Annotated in this window: 17 protein-coding genes; 9 read left to right on the top strand and 8 right to left on the bottom strand. The window is 75.8% G+C overall.

The annotated features are described in order from the left end of the window. Positions 1-6: 6 nt before the first annotated feature. The gene (locus B9L22_RS05520; protein ID WP_086149479.1) at positions 7-234 is read right to left on the bottom strand and encodes a hypothetical protein; all 228 of its coding nucleotides are present in this window, start codon (positions 232-234) and stop codon (positions 7-9) included. A gap of 49 nt (positions 235-283) precedes the next feature. After that, the gene (locus tag B9L22_RS05515) at positions 284-1,303 is read right to left on the bottom strand and encodes an LLM class flavin-dependent oxidoreductase (RefSeq protein WP_086149478.1); all 1,020 of its coding nucleotides are present in this window, start codon (positions 1,301-1,303) and stop codon (positions 284-286) included. A gap of 101 nt (positions 1,304-1,404) precedes the next feature. On the opposite strand from B9L22_RS05515, the gene B9L22_RS05510 reads away from it, so the two are divergent. The 7 genes from B9L22_RS05510 (at position 1,405) to B9L22_RS05480 (ending at position 8,476) form a co-directional block, all read left to right on the top strand. Continuing rightward, positions 1,405-2,556 (top strand): serine hydrolase, encoded by a 1,152-nt coding sequence (locus B9L22_RS05510; RefSeq protein WP_021482721.1) that lies wholly within the window; start codon positions 1,405-1,407, stop codon positions 2,554-2,556. A gap of 104 nt (positions 2,557-2,660) precedes the next feature. Further along, positions 2,661-3,395 (top strand): DedA family protein, encoded by a 735-nt coding sequence (locus B9L22_RS05505; RefSeq protein ID WP_086149477.1) that lies wholly within the window; start codon positions 2,661-2,663, stop codon positions 3,393-3,395. A 190-nt stretch (positions 3,396-3,585) separates the two neighbouring features. Beyond that, positions 3,586-4,419 (top strand): hypothetical protein, encoded by an 834-nt coding sequence (locus B9L22_RS05500; RefSeq protein ID WP_086149476.1) that lies wholly within the window; start codon positions 3,586-3,588, stop codon positions 4,417-4,419. An 80-nt stretch (positions 4,420-4,499) separates the two neighbouring features. After that, complete coding sequence (locus tag B9L22_RS05495) at positions 4,500-5,702, top strand: MalY/PatB family protein (protein WP_086149475.1); 1,203 nt, start codon at positions 4,500-4,502, stop codon at positions 5,700-5,702. 86 nt (positions 5,703-5,788) lie between these two features. Further along, complete coding sequence (locus tag B9L22_RS05490) at positions 5,789-6,079, top strand: DUF1905 domain-containing protein (RefSeq protein WP_086149474.1); 291 nt, start codon at positions 5,789-5,791, stop codon at positions 6,077-6,079. Between the two features lie 151 nt (positions 6,080-6,230). After that, complete coding sequence (locus B9L22_RS05485; RefSeq protein ID WP_143317080.1) at positions 6,231-7,727, top strand: WXG100 family type VII secretion target; 1,497 nt, start codon at positions 6,231-6,233, stop codon at positions 7,725-7,727. Beyond that, positions 7,724-8,476, top strand: a complete 753-nt coding sequence (locus B9L22_RS05480) for a hypothetical protein (protein WP_086149472.1) — start codon at positions 7,724-7,726, stop codon at positions 8,474-8,476. Before B9L22_RS05485 ends, B9L22_RS05480 begins: the two co-directional genes overlap by 4 nt. 21 nt (positions 8,477-8,497) lie before the next feature. Here the strand turns inward: B9L22_RS05480 and B9L22_RS05475 are convergent, their stop codons facing one another. The 3 genes from B9L22_RS05475 to B9L22_RS05465 are packed head-to-tail and all read right to left on the bottom strand — an operon-like array spanning position 8,498 to position 10,159. Next, entirely contained in the window at positions 8,498-9,073 is a 576-nt protein-coding gene (locus B9L22_RS05475) for a hypothetical protein (RefSeq protein ID WP_086149471.1), read from the bottom strand. Further along, on the bottom strand, positions 9,070-9,582 hold the full coding sequence (locus B9L22_RS05470) for a signal peptidase I (RefSeq protein WP_051027640.1): 513 nt from the start codon (positions 9,580-9,582) through the stop codon (positions 9,070-9,072). Before B9L22_RS05470 ends, B9L22_RS05475 begins: the two co-directional genes overlap by 4 nt. A 34-nt stretch (positions 9,583-9,616) precedes the next feature. After that, complete coding sequence (locus B9L22_RS05465; RefSeq protein ID WP_085386826.1) at positions 9,617-10,159, bottom strand: hypothetical protein; 543 nt, start codon at positions 10,157-10,159, stop codon at positions 9,617-9,619. A 295-nt stretch (positions 10,160-10,454) separates the two neighbouring features. Here B9L22_RS05465 and B9L22_RS05460 point away from each other — a divergent pair, with 295 nt between their 5' ends. Further along, complete coding sequence (locus B9L22_RS05460; protein WP_233139735.1) at positions 10,455-12,440, top strand: penicillin-binding transpeptidase domain-containing protein; 1,986 nt, start codon at positions 10,455-10,457, stop codon at positions 12,438-12,440. 443 nt (positions 12,441-12,883) lie between these two features. After that, positions 12,884-14,404 (top strand): dicarboxylate/amino acid:cation symporter, encoded by a 1,521-nt coding sequence (locus B9L22_RS05455; RefSeq protein ID WP_086149470.1) that lies wholly within the window; start codon positions 12,884-12,886, stop codon positions 14,402-14,404. Positions 14,405-14,487: 83 nt separating this feature from the next. On the opposite strand, the gene B9L22_RS05450 is transcribed toward B9L22_RS05455, so the two are convergent. The 3 genes from B9L22_RS05450 to B9L22_RS05440 all read right to left on the bottom strand — a co-directional run bounded on the left by B9L22_RS05450 (position 14,488) and on the right by B9L22_RS05440 (position 16,860). Continuing rightward, positions 14,488-14,802 (bottom strand): SHOCT domain-containing protein, encoded by a 315-nt coding sequence (locus B9L22_RS05450; protein WP_086149469.1) that lies wholly within the window; start codon positions 14,800-14,802, stop codon positions 14,488-14,490. 151 nt (positions 14,803-14,953) lie between these two features. Further along, entirely contained in the window at positions 14,954-15,619 is a 666-nt protein-coding gene (locus B9L22_RS05445; protein ID WP_034656233.1) for a response regulator transcription factor, read from the bottom strand. Continuing rightward, on the bottom strand, positions 15,616-16,860 hold the full coding sequence (locus B9L22_RS05440; RefSeq protein WP_086149468.1) for a sensor histidine kinase: 1,245 nt from the start codon (positions 16,858-16,860) through the stop codon (positions 15,616-15,618). Before B9L22_RS05440 ends, B9L22_RS05445 begins: the two co-directional genes overlap by 4 nt. Positions 16,861-16,942: the final 82 nt, after the last annotated feature.

The following is a 16,942-nucleotide window of genomic DNA, read 5'->3' as shown; positions in this document are numbered from 1 at the left end:
GGGCGGTCAGGCGCGTGTCCGCTGCCGTTGTGCGCGGGCCTGCGCGTCGCGGTAGACCCGCAGCCGCTCGACCTGGACCTCGCCGAGCGTGGGGGCGTCCACCTCGTCGGCGAACGCCTCGGAGAGCTGGCGGAGGATGTCGGTCTCGAGGTCGTCGAGCTCCTCGAGCCGACGGCGGTCTCCCGGGCTCAGCAGGGGCCAGGTCTCGGTGTAGGTCGGTGCGTACTCGCTCACCTGCCCATGGTCGGCTCTCCGGCGCGGTCTCGCAGGTCGACGGCCGCCGTCAGACGGCGGGGCGGGTCACCGCGGCGAGCGCGTCGAGCGCGCCGAACGGGTCGTCCGGGCGCGCCGGGTCGGCGCTGGTGGCGACGAGGACGACGCTCGACACCCCGCCCGCGCCCAGCTCGGCGAGCCGTGCGCGGAAGGCCTCGGGCGACCCGACGACGGCGAGCGCGTCGACCCACGCGTCGGGCATCGCGGCGGCGAAGTCGTCGGGGGTGGCGCTCGCGTCGCGCAGGGCGCGGAACGCGTCGGCGAAGGGCAGCGGGTCGATCTGGGCGGACCAGTCGGCCTCGCCGAGGACCGCGAGGTAGGGGCGGACGATCTCGCGGGCCGTCGTGACGTCGTCGTGCACGGCGCCGACGGAGAACGCGACGACGCGGTGCGCGGGCGGGGCCGCGTCCCCGGCGCTCGCGCGCCCGGCGTCGATCGCGGCGCGCGCGACGGCGAGGTACTCGGGGGTCACGGGCATGTCGAGGATGGTCCCGTCCGCGACGCGGCCCGAGACCTCGAGCGACCGCGGGCCGCGCACGCCGGCGAGCACGGGCGGCGGCGAGGCGGGCGGGGCGTGGAGGGCGACGTCGTCGACGGACACGTAGCGGCCCGCGACGCTGACGCGCTCGCCGTGCAGCAGGGCGCGCACGGTCGCGGTGGTCTCCTCGAGCATCGCGAGCGGGCTCGCGGGCCACACGCCGATCTGCCGCATCCACGCCGACATGCCGTGCCCGAGGCCGAGGTGCAGGCGGCCGGGGTGCAGGGCGGCGAGCGTGCCGGCCTCCATCGCGGCGGTCGACGGCGCACGCGTGGCGGCGGGCAGGATCCCGATGCCGACGGTGAGGCGCTGGGTCGCGGCGAGGACCGTCGCGGCCTGCGCGATCCCGCCGTGGAAGGTGAGGTCCTCGACGACCCACAGCTCGTCGAGGCCGACCTCCTCCGCGCGGCGCGCGAACGGCACGATGAGGTCGGCGGGGAGCTCCCGCGGGAGGATCACGCCGAGCGCGGGGGTCGTCGTCGAGGTCGCCATGCGGCGACCGTACCGTGATAGCGCTCCCACCCGTGACGACGTGCGGCTCTCCGGGACAAAAGTCCTGGCCGGGAGCGCCCCGGCCCGCCTACGGTCGGGCCATGACCGCGCTCGACGACGCCGCCCTCGCCGCCCTCGACACGCACCTGCGCTCCGCCGCGGACGCCGACGACTTCTCCGGCGTCGTACGGGTCGAACGCCACGGCGAGGTGCTCCTCGAACGCGCCTACGGCGTCGCGTCGCGCCGCTGGGGCGTCCCGGTCCGCACGAGCACGCGGTTCGACGTCGCGTCCGTCACCAAGCTGTTCACCGCCGTCGCGGTGCTCCAGCTCGTGGGCGACGGCCGGCTCGGGCTCGACGACCGCGTCCACGACCACGTGGACCTCGCGGGCACGACGATCCCGCGCGAGGTGACGATCCGGCACCTGCTGACCCACACGTCGGGCATCGCGGACGACGCCGACGAGGAGGCGGGGGAGTCGTACGAGGAGCTGTGGGTCGACCGACCGAGCTACTCCGTGACGCGCACGGCGGACTTCCTGCCCGGGTTCGTCCACAAGGAGCCGAACTTCGCGCCCGGCGAGGGGTGCCGGTACTGCAACGTCGGCTACGTCCTCGCGGGCCTCGCGCTGGAGTCCGTCACCGGGACGACGTACCGCGAGCACGTCCGCGAGCACGTGTTCGCGCGCGCGGGCATGGACCGCTCCGGGTTCTTCCGCATGGACGAGGCCGAGCCGGACGTCGCGGAGGGCTGGGAGCCCGTGCACGAGGGCCCGGACGACGACGGCCCCGTCACCGGGTGGCGGCAGAACGTCTACTCCTACCCGCCCGTCGGCTCGCCCGACGGCGGCGCGCACGTCACGGCGCGCGACCTCGCCCGGTTCTGGGCGGCCGTGCGCGGCGGCGAGCTCCTGCCGCCCGACCTCACGCGCGCGTTCCTCACCCCGCAGGTGCTGCACGACGACGGCGCGGACGACACGGACGGGGCCGAGCCCGCCCCGAGCGTGCACTACGGCTTCGGGCTCGAGTTCGAGCTGCTCGCCGACGGGTCGGTGCGCTCGGCGTACAAGGACGGCATCAACACCGGGGCGAGCGCGATCCTGCGCCACTACCCGGACCCGGTGGCCGCCGCGGACGGCCCGGACGCGTCGCCGCAGGCCGGGGCGCCGGGCGTGACGGTCGTCGTGCTGTCGAACAGCGAGGCGGGCGCCTGGGACCCGATCCGCCGCCTCGACGAGCTCGTCCGCGGCTGAGCGGGCCGGTCCCCCGCGCGTCCCGCGCCTCCGCACGAGACCTCCACACCCTCCCGGCCGCATCGGCGCTCGCGCCACGGGCCGCTCGCCTAGGCTCGTGACCCATGCCCTCCGGACTCTCCGCCGCCCTGACGGCCGCCGTGCCCGCCGCCACGACGGCGGAGCCCGCTCTCGACGGCGTCGCCGGCTGGGCGGTCAACCTCATGGAGACGCTGGGCCCGGTCGGGGCCGCGATCGCCATCGCGCTCGAGAACCTGTTCCCGCCGCTGCCGAGCGAGATCATCCTGCCGCTCGCGGGCTTCACGGCGAGCCAGGGGAGCTTCGGTCTCGTCGAGGCGATCCTGTGGACGACGGCGGGGTCCGTCGTCGGCGCCCTCGCGCTCTACGCGGTCGGGGCGATCATCGGGCGCGAGCGCACGCGGTGGATCGCGGAGCGCCTCCCGCTCGTCAAGGTCGAGGACGTCGACCGCACCGAGCAGTTCTTCCTCCGGCACGGCAGCGCGACGGTCTTCTTCGGCCGCTTCATCCCCATCTTCCGCAGCCTCATCTCGATCCCCGCCGGTGTGGAGCGCATGCCCCTGTGGAAGTTCACCGCGCTCACCACCGCCGGCAGCGCCGTGTGGAACACGATCTTCGTCTACGCCGGGTACGCGCTCGGCGAGCAGTGGCACGTCGTCGAGAAGTACGCGGGCGTCCTGCAGAAGGTCGTCATCGCGGTCGTCGCGGCGGCGGTCGTGTGGTTCGTCGTGACGCGCGTCTGGCGCTGGGTGCACGACGACGAGCGCCCCGCCCACGCGCGCGGCCGTCGGGACGCGGCGCCCGCGCGCGACGAGGCCTGACCACGGCGTCCGTCCGCGGCGGCGCCTGACCACCTCGGCCCGACGTCCGGCGGGCCGGGAGTCCCGCCCGCGCGGTGCGCGGCGCCGTGGCGGATGATCGGAACGTGCCCGCCCCGACCGAACGGCCCAGCGTGCCCGTGCGCGCGGCCCACGTCGCGCCCGCCGCGGTCGCCGGTCCCGGGTCCGCGTCGTGATCCTCTCGCTGCTCGCCGCCGTGGCCGCGAGCCTCCTGTACGCGGTGAGCACGATCATGCAGGCCGTCGCGACGCGCCGGGCCCACGGTCTCGCGGCCGTGGCCCAGCCGCTCGTCGTCGGCGGGCTCGTGGTCGACGGCGTCGGCTGGCTCCTCTCCCTCCTCGCCCTGGACCACCTGCCGCTGTTCGTGGTGCAGGCCGTCGTCGCGGCGTCGCTCGTCGCCGTCGTGCTGCTCGCCCGCCTCGTGCTCGGCGCGACGCTGCGCCGCACGGACGTCGTGTCGATCGGCGTCGTCGTCGCGGGCCTCGTGGTGCTGGCGCTCGCGGCGGGGGAGCAGCCCGCGACGCACCCGCCGGCCGGGTTCACGACCTGGGTCAACGTCGCCGGGGTGGTCGTGGCGGTCGGCACCGCCGCCGCGTACCGACGCGGGCACCCCGTGCTGCTCGCCGTCCTGGGCGGCCTCGGCTACTCGGTCGCCGCCGTGGCGGCGCGCGGCGCGCACGCGTCCGGCGACCTGCTCGACACCGTGCTCCAGCCGCTCGCCCTCGCGATCGTGCTCGGCGGCGCCGCGGGCGCGCTCGCCTACCTGCGTGCCCTGGAGCGGGGCGCGGTGGGGACGGTCGCCGCGACGGTCTCCGTGATCGAGGTGCTCGCCCCGGGGATCGTCGGGCTCGCCGTGCTCGGCGACGTCGTGCGGTCGGGCTGGGCGGTGCCCGCCGTCGTGGCGACGCTGGCCGCCGTCGGCGGGTGCGTCGTGCTCGCGACGAGCCCGGCGAACGCCGCGGCCGAGGAGGGCGCGCCCGCGGCGACGGAGCCCGAGCCCGCCTAGGGTGGGCCGGGTCGGCCGACCGGGGCAGGCCCGCCGACCGGTGCCGGGCAGACGCTCGGCCCGCACCGAGGAGGGGCACGATGCGCACACCGTTGGACGTCCTCACGCTCGACGAGCTGCGCCGTCGGACGTCGGTCAAGTGGCGCACGTTCGCGCCCGACGTGCTGCCGCTGTTCGTCGCCGAGATGGACGTCGCGCCGTGCGACGCCGTCGTGGACGCCGTGACGGCCGCCCTGCGCTCGGGCGACACCGGGTACGACGTCGGCACCGCGTACGGCGAGGCGTACGCGCGCTTCGCCCGGCGCCGCTGGGGCTGGACGCTCGACGCGGCGACGTCGCGCACGCTGCCCGACGTCATGGTCGCGATCGTCGAGGTGCTGCGCGTCCTCACGTCCCCGGGCGACGCGGTCGTCGTCAACCCGCCCGTGTACCCGCCGTTCTACGGCTTCACCGCGAACGAGGGGCGCCGCGTCGTCGACGCGCCGCTGGGCACCGACGGGCGGCTCGACCTCGACATCCTGGAGCGGGCGTTCGCCGACGCGACCGGTGCCGCCACGAACGGTGACGGCCCGGGGAGCGGGCGTCGCGCCGTCTGGCTCGTGTGCAACCCGCAGAACCCGACGGGGACCGCGCACACGCGCGCGGAGCTGGCGGCCGGCCTGGCGCTCGCCGCGCGGTACGGGGTGCGCGTCGTGGCGGACGAGATCCACGCGCCCCTCACGCGGCCCGGGCTCGACGGGCGCCCCACGACGACCCACACGCCGCTCCTCACCGTCCCCGGGGCGGACTCCGCCGTCGCGATCGTCTCCGCGTCGAAGGCGTGGAACCTGCCGGGCCTCAAGGCGGCGGCGGCCGTCGCCGGCCCGGACGCCGCCGACGACCTGCGGCGCATCCCCGAGGAGGCGAGCCACGGCGTCCAGCACGTGTCCGTGCTCGCGCACGTCGCGGCGCTCGACCACGGCGAGGCGTGGCTCGACGACGTCCTCGCGGGCGTCGAGCGCAACGCGTGGCTCCTCGCCGACCTGCTCGCGGAGCACCTGCCCGCGGTGCGCTACCGGCCCGGCGAGGCGACGTACCTCGCGTGGCTCGACGCGCGCGGGCTGCCCGGTCCGGCGGGTGCGGACCCCCGGTCGTGGTTCCTCGACCGCGCGCGCGTCGCGCTGGAGGACGGGCGCCGGTTCGGCCCCGGCGGGCAGGGGCACGTGCGCCTCAACCTCGCGACGGGCGTCGACGTGCTCACGGAGGCGGTCGAGCGCATGGGCGCGTCGGTGCGGGACGCCTGAACGTCGCTCGACCACGACCGACGAGTTCTCGGCCCTCGACCGGTCAGACTCCCCGACCACGACCGCACGACCCACCGGAGCACCCGATGCCGTTCGAGCCCGTCCTCCTCGACCACACGTTCACCGCGCCCGTCGGCGTCGACATCAAGGGCGATACGTGGCCCTGCGTGGAGGTGCCCGGTGCGCGCGAGCTCTTCGGGTCGCTGCGCGCGGTCCGCGTGGACGCGACCGTCGACCACGTCGCGCTGCGCAACGTGGGGCTCATGCCGACCGGGTCGGGCGGGCTGATGCTGTCGCTCAACGCGGGCGTGCGCGAGCGCCTCGGCAAGGACGTCGGTGACACGGTCGTGGTGCGGCTGGAGCGCCGCCTGAGCTGAGGCGCGCCGCCGCGCGCCGCCCCGTCCGGGCATGGGCAGTTGTCCCCATCGCGGCGGCCGACCCGGCCGCGTACCGTCGGCGTGCGACCGTCGAGGACGAAGGCGTCGACGCGTGCGCGTGAGGGGACGCGCAGGGGCGGGAGGGGACGGCATGAGCGGGATGTGGGGCGCCGACGTCCGTGCGCTGCGCGCGCTCGCGTCCGGCCTGCGCTCCGGCGCCGACGCGCTGCGGACCCACCGCGCGCAGGTGGCGGCCGTCGTCGAGGCCGCGACCCGGTGGGACGGGCCCGACGCCGCGCAGTTCCGCAGCGAGTGGGCCACCACCCTCGGGCCCTCGCTCACCGGCACCGCGAGCCTCCTCGACGCCGCGGCCGACCGCCTCGCGACGGACGCCGACCAGCAGGAGTCCGCGAGCGCCGACGGCGGCGCCCTCGCCGGCCCGGGCGGCACACCCACGTCCGGCCCGGGCGGGCCCCAGCAGACCGTCCCCACGCCGACGCCGGGCGAGTACGCCGCGATGGACGCGGGCGAGCGCGCCGCCTGGCTCGAGGACGCGACGGACGCGCAGGTCGCGGCGCTCTACGACCAGATGGTGCGGCTCGGCGTCGACCCCGACTCCCCGGGGTTCGCGGAGCTCGCCGTCACGCACTGGACGCGCGTCGCCGCGGGCGAGGCGGGGTTCGACTTCGCCGACTGGGATCCGTCCGCGGGGGCGTCCGCCAACCGGGAGATCATCGAGAGCGTCTACACGTACTACGGCGAGCTCTACCTCGACAACCCGTGGATGCAGTGGGCCGGCATGGCGGCGATGATCGGGCCGTCGTTCGCCGCCGGGTTCTTCGACCTCGACATGATGCGGCAGCTCGCGCAGGGCGTCGCGAGCGGCGCCCGGGCGCTGCCGCCCGGCGTCGACCGGGCGGCGCTCGAGGCGATCGCGACGATGTCCGACGCCGAGCTCGGCTTCTACGAGAACCAGTTCCTGTCGATGCAGCGCGAGATCTTCGTGGACCAGGCCGTCATGCACGAGGCGTACCTGAACGGCGGCATGCAGGAGATGGAGCGGCTGCTCGAGGCCGGCGTCATCGACGGGGCCGCGTACCAGGCGTGGGCGGACGTCGAGGCGGGCCGGGCGGGCGACGCGCAGGCGCTCGCGGACGGCAACACCGCGCTGCTGTGGCGCGAGCAGAACCAGATCATCGCCGACGACTGGCAGACCATGCGCGACCACCCGGTCACGGGCGAGGCGTTCACGTACCTCATGACGCTCGTCGGCGAGCCGTCGATCCCCGGCGCGGGCACGTACGCGCAGCACGACCCCTTCACGGTGAGCGTCGAGACGCCCGGCCCGGAGAACCTCGGGATCCCGTTCACGGGCATCACGTTCGACAACCCGGTGCAGGGCACCGTGACGGTGGAGACGCCGCTGCCGGGCGGCAACATCGCCGACCAGGCGACCCGCTGGGAGTACATCTCGAACGACACGCTGCCCGCCTACCAACAGCTCGTCACGCAGCACCCGGACCAGGCGGCGCAGATCATCGGCACCGACGTGTCCGACCGGATCGCCGACTACCGGCTCACGAACCCCGCCCGCATCGGGCGCATCCTTGACAGACTGACCGAGTGGGACGTGGACGTGGACCAGTGAGCCGGGGGTTCCGTCGCGCGCACGGGACGGCGCCGAGGGCCGGCGTCGCCGCGGTCCTGCTCGCGGGGGCGCTCGCCGGGTCTCTCGTGCTGACGGGGTGCACCGTGACGTTCGGCGACCCGGACGACGCGGCCACCGGACCGGGCGGGACGACCGCCCCGGGAGGCCCGACGTCGTCGGGCGGCTCGGGCGGCGAGGGCGGCGGGGGCGGCGAGGGCGGCGGGGGCGGCGAGGGCGGCGGGGGCGAGGCGGGCACGACGACGATCGACGACATCGAGAGGGGCGAGACCGTGCGCTGGGACGTGAGCAGGCCGATCACCGCGGAGTCCGTCGGGCTGGGCGAGTCGATGGCCGTCGTGCAGGTGCCGGACCGCGCGGCCGAGGTCGAGCTGACGCTCCCCGACGGCACGTGGACCACGACGGCCGAGGAGCTGACGATCCAGCCCCGGCGCGGGTACGTGAGCGCGATCAACGTGTTCCGCACGCTCTCCGGCGGCCAGGCCGTGCACGACCAGCTCGTGGCCGACGCGCAGGTGCTGGGCTTCCCCCGGTCGCAGGTCGACCGGTGGCTCGACGAGCTGCCCGCGTCGCTCGACGCGTCGCGCGCGGGCGGGACGCGGGCCCGCACGGGCATCAACGGGTCGAACGGCGACGTCGAGACGTCCGTGCAGATCAGCCATGAGCCCGGGCCGGGGGGCGACGGGTCCGTGCGCCTCTGGTACGTGATCAGCCCGGTCACGCCGGACTGACGCGCGCCACGACGGCGCCCGTCACGGGCAGGCCGACGCGCCCCCGCCGCCCTGCTCGGCGACCTGGAAGTAGATCGGGTTCTGCCAGTCGGCGCCCTCCCCGCGCACGCGCGGCAGGTCGGCGCAGGTCCAGCCCTGCTGCGGGGTGAACTGGCCCCCGGCGACGACGTGGGCGCCGCTCCACCGCCACGAGGTCTCCTGGCCGGTCGCGGCCCGGAGGTCGACGTCGAAGGACACCGACCGCGTGCCCGCGGGCACGGTGAAGGCCACGTAGTAGTTGCGGACCTGGCTCCCCGGCTCGCCCCACGTCTCGAACGAGATCGAGCGGACCGTGCAGCCGGAGAGGACGGTGCGTCCCTCGCCGCGCGCGACGCACGTGCCGGCCGTCGTCGTCTGCCACCGGCCGGCGGAGACGGGCGCGGCGGCCCGTGCCTGGTCCGTCCACGCGGCCGTCGTGGGCCCGACGGCCGCGTGCGCGACCCCCCACCACGACGCCGTCACGAGCGTCAGGACCGCCAGGAGCATGCTCAGCGTGCGGCGCCCGGCCGGCAGACCGGCCGTCGCGCCGGCCCGCCGGCCGTTCCGGGCGCCGGTCACCGGCGGACCGGCGCGCGCCGCGGTGCGGGCGGGACGAGCAGGGTGAGGCCGAGCAGGCCGAGCAGGCCGACGAGGAGGGGGACCGCCACGGCGGGCGTCGTCATGCGCACGATCGCGGTGCCCCAGCCGGCGAGCTGGACCGCGGGCTTCCAGACGTCGCCCGAGGCGGTGTAGTCCAGGGCGTCCGCGTAGGCGTTGTTGTCGCCCTTCATGCTGACGGTGTAGCGGTCGTCGCCCGTCTGCTCGACGGCCTCGACGCGGTGGGTCACCAGGTCGCCGGTCAGCTCGCTGGGCAGGCTCACCACGTCGCCGACGGCCAGGTCGGCCGCCGGGACCGGCCGGGCGACCAGGAGGTCGCCCGTCATGATCCCCGGCTCCATCGAGCCGGAGATCACGACGAGAGGCTTGATGAGGCCCGCCGCGGTCGCGCCCCACACCGCCCCGCACACCAGCCCGAAGGCGGCGAGGACCCACAGGACGAGGACGGCCCCGCGCCGCAGTACCTGCATCGGTGGTTCTCCTCCTCCTGCGTCCGGCGTCGGGTCAGGCCGTCGCGGTGGCGGAGACCGTGACGACGAGCGTCCCGGTGGCCCCCTGGTTCGACGGCGCCCAGTCGCTCGGTGCCGTGACGGTGAGCCGGAACTGGTCGCTGGACGTGCCGCCGGCGGCGTCGAGCGTCGTGGCGAGGCCGGAGACGGAGGCGGAGGGGTTCGTGGTGAACGTCGAGCCCGAGGCGAAGCGGACGCTGGACGTGAGCGCGGCCTTCACCGAGCTCTCGTTGCGCACCCACAGGTCGATCGTGCGCGTCTGGCCGGGCAGGAGGTTCGCGAGCGCGTCCGACGGCACGACGAGCTCGATCGCCTCGGGGTCGGACGAGTCCTTCCAGGTGGTTCCGTCCAGCGACCCCTGGAGGTCGAAGGTCGCGGCCGTCGCGGGCGCCGTGAAGAACGCGTTGTCGGTCCAGGCGGCGCTGGTGAGCGCCGCCCCGATGCCGCCGACGGCGAGGGCCGCCAGCCCGAAGGCGGCGAAGGCGCGGCGCTTGTCGCGGCGCGGGGCGGGGGTCGTCTCGGGGGTGTGGAGAGTCATGACTCGAAAAGTACGGAGTCCTCCTCAACGCTGGCGCACCTGTTCCTCAGGAAAGGCGCAGGATCGTCCAGGGATCGCGGCGCGCACCCGCGCGCACCCCCGCCCACCTGCGCGGACACCGTGCGGCCGTGCGGGAAGAGGGGAACGCGCCGCGGCTCCGCGGGACGGGGAGGAGGAGCGGGAGGTGAAGAAGCGGCGGACGAACCGGTCCGGTCCGGCCGTCGGTGCCGGGGGCGTCGGTGCCGTCGGGTAGCGTCCGTCTCGTCCCGAACGGTACGGAGCAGGGGAGCAACGAGTGAGCAGCGTCGCGCACGACCACGGTCGGTCCGGCCCGCACGGCCGGGTGCGCGGGAGGACCGCCCGCTGGACGACGGCCGCGGCGCTCGTCCCCGTCCTCGCCCTGCCCCTCGCGGCGTGCACGCCCGACCGCCCGGAGGCGTCCGACGCCGCGAACGCGCTCGCCGACGCCCTCCAGGCCGGCGACGTGAGCGCGCTGGAGTTCCGCAACGGCGCCGCGAAGGACGTCCAGGGCCACCTGGAGGCGGTGCTCGAGCCGCTCGCGCCGTACGAGCGCACGGTCGAGGTGGAGTCGGTGGACGTCGACGAGGAGGGCGACGACGCGGGGGACCGCGCGACGGCGACACTCGCCTACCGCTGGGAGGTCGCGGGCGACCAGGCGTGGGAGTACACCACCACGGCGGAGCTCACGTTCGCGGAGCCGGGCGAGGGGGAGGACGGCCCGGGCGCCTGGGACGTCGTGTGGGAGCCGGACGTGCTCGTCCCCGAGCTCGGCCAGGGCGGCCGGCTCGCGGTGAGCCGCGTGCCGGCGGTCCGTGCGGGCATCCTCGGCGCCGACGACGTCCCCATCGTCGAGGACCGTCCCGTCTACCGGATCGGCGTCGACAAGACGCGCGTGGGCTCCGCCCAGTGGGACGGCGCGGCGCGGGCGCTCGCGGGCGTCGTCGGGCTGGACCCGGAGGAGTACGCGCAGCGCGTCGCGGGCGCCGGGGAGAAGGCGTTCGTCGAGGCCATCACCGTCCGCGCGGAGGACACCGCGGGCGTCGACGTCGACGCGGCGCGCGGCATCGAGGGCGTCGCGGTCATCGACGACGCGATCCCCCTCGCCCCGACGCGCGAGTTCGCGCGTCCCCTGCTCGGGCGCGTGGGCGAGGCGACGGCGGAGATCGTCGAGGAGTCGGAGGGCGCGGTCGCCGCGGGCGACCAGGTCGGCATCTCCGGTCTCCAGCGGCAGTACGACGAGCAGCTCCGCGGCGTGCCGGGCCTGTCGATCGAGGTCGTGCCGGGCGAGGCGGACGCGGACGCGGAGCCGACGGAGGTGTTCTCGGTCGAGCCGGTGGACGGCGTGCCGCTGAGCACGACGCTGCGCCCGGACATGCAGGTCGCCGCCGAGGCGCTGCTCGCCGGGCAGGGGCCGAGCGCGATCGTCGCGATCCAGCCCTCGACGGGCTCCGTCCTCGCGGCGGCGAGCTCGACCGCAGGCGAGGGGCTCTCGACCGCCACGACGGGCCAGTACGCGCCGGGCTCGACGTTCAAGGTCGCGACGACGCTCGCGATGCTGCGCGCGGGCCTCACCCCGGACACGACCGTCTCGTGCCCGCCCACGCTGACCGTCGAGGGCCGCGAGTTCCAGAACGTGCCCGGCTACCCGACGGCGGCGCTCGGCGACGTGCCGCTGCGCACGGCGTTCGCGAACTCGTGCAACACGGCGATGATCGGGCAGCGGGAGGCCGTGTCCCAGCAGGCGCTGCACGACGCCGCCGCCTCGCTCGGGCTGGGCGTCGAGTCCGAGCTCGGCGCGCCCGCGTTCTTCGGCGACGTCCCGACGGACTCGCAGGGCACCGAGCACGCCGCGTCGATGATCGGGCAGGGCAAGGTCCAGGCGTCGCCCCTCGCGATGGCGACGGTCGCCGCGAGCGTCGCCGCCGGGCGCACGGTGGCGCCGGTCCTCGTGCACCCGGACGTGCAGACCGTCGCCGAGGAGCAGCCCGCCTCGACCCTCACCGAGCAGGAGGCCGCGACGCTGCGCGAGCTCATGCGCGGCGTCGTCACGGACGGCTCGGCGTCGATCCTCCAGGACCTGCCGGGCGAGCCCGGGGCGAAGACGGGCACGGCGCAGTACGGCGACGGCAGCCAGTCCCACGCGTGGATGATCGCGACGCAGGGCGACCTCGCGGTCGCCGTGTTCGTCGAGACGGGCGAGGGCGGTGCCGTCACGGCGGGGCCGCTCATGCACGCGTTCCTCGACGCGCCGAACGCCTGACGCCCGCCGCTCTCCGGCGGCCGGAATAGGTCCGGCCGCCGGACGGTTGTCCACGAGCGGGTATGATCGGTTGCCGCGGGCGTCCGTATGCCCGCGTCCAGCGAGAACCCACCGTTCCGGGAGAACCTCCGTGTTCGTCAGCGTGCCTGCCTGGCAGCTCACCCAGCGCCGCGACGTCGACCTCCGTCGAGTCGCCAGCGCGCTGTGTCGCTGACCCCCCGTCGCCGCTGACGCCTCCCCGCCTCCGCACACCCGTCAGGACCCCGGGTCGCCTCGCGACCTGAGCCGCTGACGCGCGTGGCGCGCCCCCGTCAGGCCGCAGGCCACCTCCGTGCCTGCGTCCCTGCCCGGGCCGCGCTGCTGCCGGCGCCCCGCGACGACGTCCCGAGCCCCTCTCCCGAGAGCGGGCGCTCGTGCGCCCGCGTCACCCCGAAAGGTCCTCCGTGTCCTCGACCCCCTCGACGGCCTCCCCGCAGGCCGACCCGCAGGCGAAGCAGGCTCCGGCCTCCGCGCCCGCGAAGAAGAAGCGCCGGTTCCCCTCGTTCAGCGTGCAGATCCTGCTCGGTCTCGCGGTCGGCGTCGGGCTCGGTGCCCTCGCCCTCGCCATGGGCCCGCAGGACGCCGCGGGCGAGGTCCCCAACGGCCTCACCACGACGCTCGACACGATCGGCTCGTCGTTCGTCACGCTGCTCAAGGCGGTCGTGCCGCCGCTGATCTTCACCGCGATCGTCGCGTCGATCGCGAACCTGCGGACCGTCACCAACGCCGCGCGCCTCGCCGGTCAGACGCTGCTGTGGTTCGCCATCACCGCCGCGATCTCCGTGGCCGTGGGCATCGGCCTGGGCCTGCTGTTCCAGCCGGGCAACCGCGCGTCGGTCTCGCTCGACGCGGCCTCCGAGCCGGGCCGCACCGGCACGTGGCTCGACTTCCTCAACGGCCTCATCCCGGGCAACGTCCTGGGTCTCGGCGCCTCGACGAGCCTCGAGACCGGTGACGACGGCGCGCTCACCGGAGCAGCGTCGACGTCCGTGAGCTTCAACGTGCTGCAGATCCTCGTCGTCGCGCTGGTCATCGGCATCGCGGCGCTCAAGTCGGGCAAGAAGGCGGACCCGTTCCTCGCGTTCAACCGCTCCGCGCTCGCGATCGTGCAGAAGGTGCTGTGGTGGATCATCCGCCTCGCGCCGATCGGCACCGCCGGCCTCATCGGCTACGCCATCGCGGCGTACGGCTGGACGTCGCTCGCGTCGCTCGCGTGGTTCGCCGTCGCGATCTACGTCGGCCTCGCGGTCGTGCTGTTCGTCGTCTACCCGATCCTGCTGCGCACCAACGGCCTGAAGATCTCGAGCTACTTCCGGGGCGCATGGCCCGCGATCCAGCTCGCGTTCGTCTCGCGCTCCTCGATCGGCACGCTGCCCGTGACGCAGCGCGTCACCGAGCGCAACCTCGGCGTGCCGAGCGAGTACGCGTCGTTCGCCGTGCCGCTGGCCGCGACCACGAAGATGGACGGTTGCGCCTCGATCTACCCGGCCATCTCGGCGATCTTCGTCGCGCAGATCTTCGGCATCGACCTGTCGATCACGGACTACCTGCTCATCGCGTTCGTGTCCGTCGTCGGCTCCGCCGCGACCGCGGGCCTCACCGGCGCGATCGTCATGCTGACCCTCACGCTCTCGACCGTGGGCCTGCCGCTCGCGGGCGTGGGCCTGCTGCTCGCGATCGACCCGATCCTCGACATGGGCCGCACCGCGGTGAACGTCGCGGGCCAGGCGCTCGTGCCCACGATCGTGGCGAAGCGCGAGGGCATCCTCGACCTCGAGCAGTACGAGGCCGCCACGGCCGAGGACCTCTTCGTGGACGAGGACGACGACGCGTCGTCCGAGGCGACCACGGAGTCCCTGGCGCCGGCCGAGGCCGGGGAGGCCGCGCCGTCGGGCACCAAGGAGCGCGTGGGCGCCTCCGCCTGACGCCGACCAGGCGATTCCTCGCCGTCGAGCACGACGTTGCTGCCGTTGTCCGCGGGATGACGGCAGCAACGTCGTCTTCGGCGTCAGGGGTGGGGGTGGCCCTCCCGGAGGACGGCGAGGCGCGAGCGGTACTCCTGCTCGTCGATCTCGCCGCGCGCGTACCGCTCGCCGAGGATCGCGACCGGGTCAGGGCCGGGGGCGCGCCAGCCGCCGGGACCGCCCGGACCCCAGCCGCGCCGCGCGCGGCGGGCGACGAGGAAGACCACGGACGCGAAGAGCAGGAACCACAGCAGGGGGAACACGAACCACCACGGCCCGGGCCCCCAGCCGGCGTGCCCCCACGACGCGACGGCGTCCGTGGGGAGCGCGCCGGCGGCCCCGGTGAGTGCGGTGAGCATGACGACCTCCGGTGTCGGTGCGCCTCGCCGGTCCCGGCGAGGGCGGCCGTCCGCCGGCCGCACCCCCAGGCTCGCGCCCGCCCGACGCCGCGTCGTCACCCGGGCGTGCCGACCTCGCTCGTCCCCGGGTACCCCCGCGGCGGTCGGAGGCTCAGCCCGCCCAGCCCGGACGGACGACGCCCGACTCGTACGCCGCGACGACGAGCTGCGCCCGGTCCCGCGCGCCCAGCTTCGCCATGACCCGCGAGACGTGGGTCTTCACGGTCGACTCCGACAGGAAGAGCGACCCGGCGATCTCCTCGTTCGACAGCCCGCCCGCGACCGCGACGAGCACCTCGTGCTCGCGCGGCGTGAGCTCCTCGACACCACGCACCGGCCCGACGGCGCGCGTCGCGTCCGCGACGCGCGACAGCAGCCGCCGGGTCACGGTGGGCGAGAGCAGCGCGTCGCCGCGCGCGGCGACGCGCACCGCCCGGACGAGGTCGACCGGCTCGGTGTCCTTGACGAGGAAGCCGCTCGCGCCGCCGCGGATCGCGTCGGTCACGTACTCGTCGAGCTCGAACGTCGTCACGACCACGACGTGCACGTGCGACGCCGCCCGATCGGCGACGATCCGCCGCGTCGCCTCCAGGCCGTCGAGACCGGGCATGCGGATGTCCATGAGCACGACGTCGGGCAGGTGCTCGAGCGCGAGGCGGACCGCGTCGTCGCCGGTCGCGGCTTCCGCGACGACGCGCATGTCGTCCTCGGAGTCGATGAGCGCGCGGAAGCCACCCCGCACGAGGGCCTGGTCGTCGGCCAGCACGACGTCGATCACGGTGCCTCCTCGCGCTGCGGCGGTGCGTCGTCGGCCGCGTCGGACCGTCCGGCGGTGCCCGGCCCGGGCGGGGAGCCCGGCCAGGGAAAGACTGCCCGCACGCGGAAGCCACGTCCAGAGGGGGACGGCGCCGGGCCGGCGGAGAGCGAGCCGCCGACGCTCTCGACGCGCTCGCGCATGCCCCGCAGGCCGTAGCCCGGCTCCGGCTCCGCGCCCGGGGCGGCGCCGTCGTCGGTCACGGTCACGGTCACCGTGCCGTGCGGCGCGGGACGCACCGCGACCCGCACGTCCGCCCGCGTGGCACCGTGCGCGTGCCGACGCACGTTGGTCAGCGACTCCTGCACCACGCGGTAGACGACGCCCGCGAGCCGGTCGGGCAGTCCCGCGGCGGCCGGGTCGACGTCGAGCGCGACCGCGAGGCCGCCGCCCTCCGCCTGACGCACGAGCCGGGGGAGCGCCGCGAGGTCCCACGTCGGGGCGAGGGGCGCGCCGTCGTCGCCCGCGTCGCCGCGCACGACGCCCAGCACCGCGCGCACCTCGTCGAGCGCCTCCGTGCTCGCGGCGCGGATCGCGGTGAGCGCACCGCGGGCCTGCTCGGGGTCGCGGTCGAGCAGGTGCAGCCCGACGCCCGCCTGGACGGTGATCGCGGACAGCGAGTGCGCGAGCACGTCGTGGACCTCGCGCGCGATCCGCAGGCGCTCGTCGGCGACGGCGGTCCGCTCCCGTTCGGCGCGCGCCAGGCGCTCGGCCTCGCGCGCCGCGGCGAGGCGCGCGGACCGGTCGCGGACCGTCCCGGCGACGAGCAGCACGACGACGGTCCACGCCGTCCCGCCGAGCAGCGTCGCCGGGGGCGGCGCGTCCGGGCGGAGCGCCGCCGCCGTGACCACCGCACCCGCCAGCAGCACCGCCCCGCCCCACGCGACCCGGCGCGCGCGCACCGCGGGTCCGCTGAGCAGCACCCCCACGAGCACGCCCACGGGACCGGCGAGCACCGGGCCCCACGCGTACCCGGCGACGAGGAACGTGCCCGCGGCACCCACGGACACGACGACGGCGACGACCGGCCACCGCACGAGGAGCACGAGGGCGAGCGGGGGCACGAGGAGGAGCGCGAGCGCCGCCGCGTCGAGCGGCCGGGCACCGGGCTGGCCGTGCGTCGCGCCCGCCGTGCCGGCGACCGTGACCACCGCGAGCACCACGGCGAGGAACGCCCGGGGGCGGCGGCGGTCGAGCGGGCCCATGCGTCGCACGCTACGCCGCGCGCGGCCGGGCCGCGTCCGACCGGGGTGCCGGGCGACGTCGTCCCGGGGTGCCGGGCCGCGT

Origin of the sequence: Cellulosimicrobium sp. KWT-B (assembly GCF_002127155.1) — a bacterium.
GTDB lineage: Bacteria > Actinomycetota > Actinomycetes > Actinomycetales > Cellulomonadaceae > Cellulosimicrobium > Cellulosimicrobium funkei.
The sequence above is the reverse complement of the archived record's forward strand: the minus strand, read 5'-3'. Positions and strand labels throughout refer to the sequence as shown.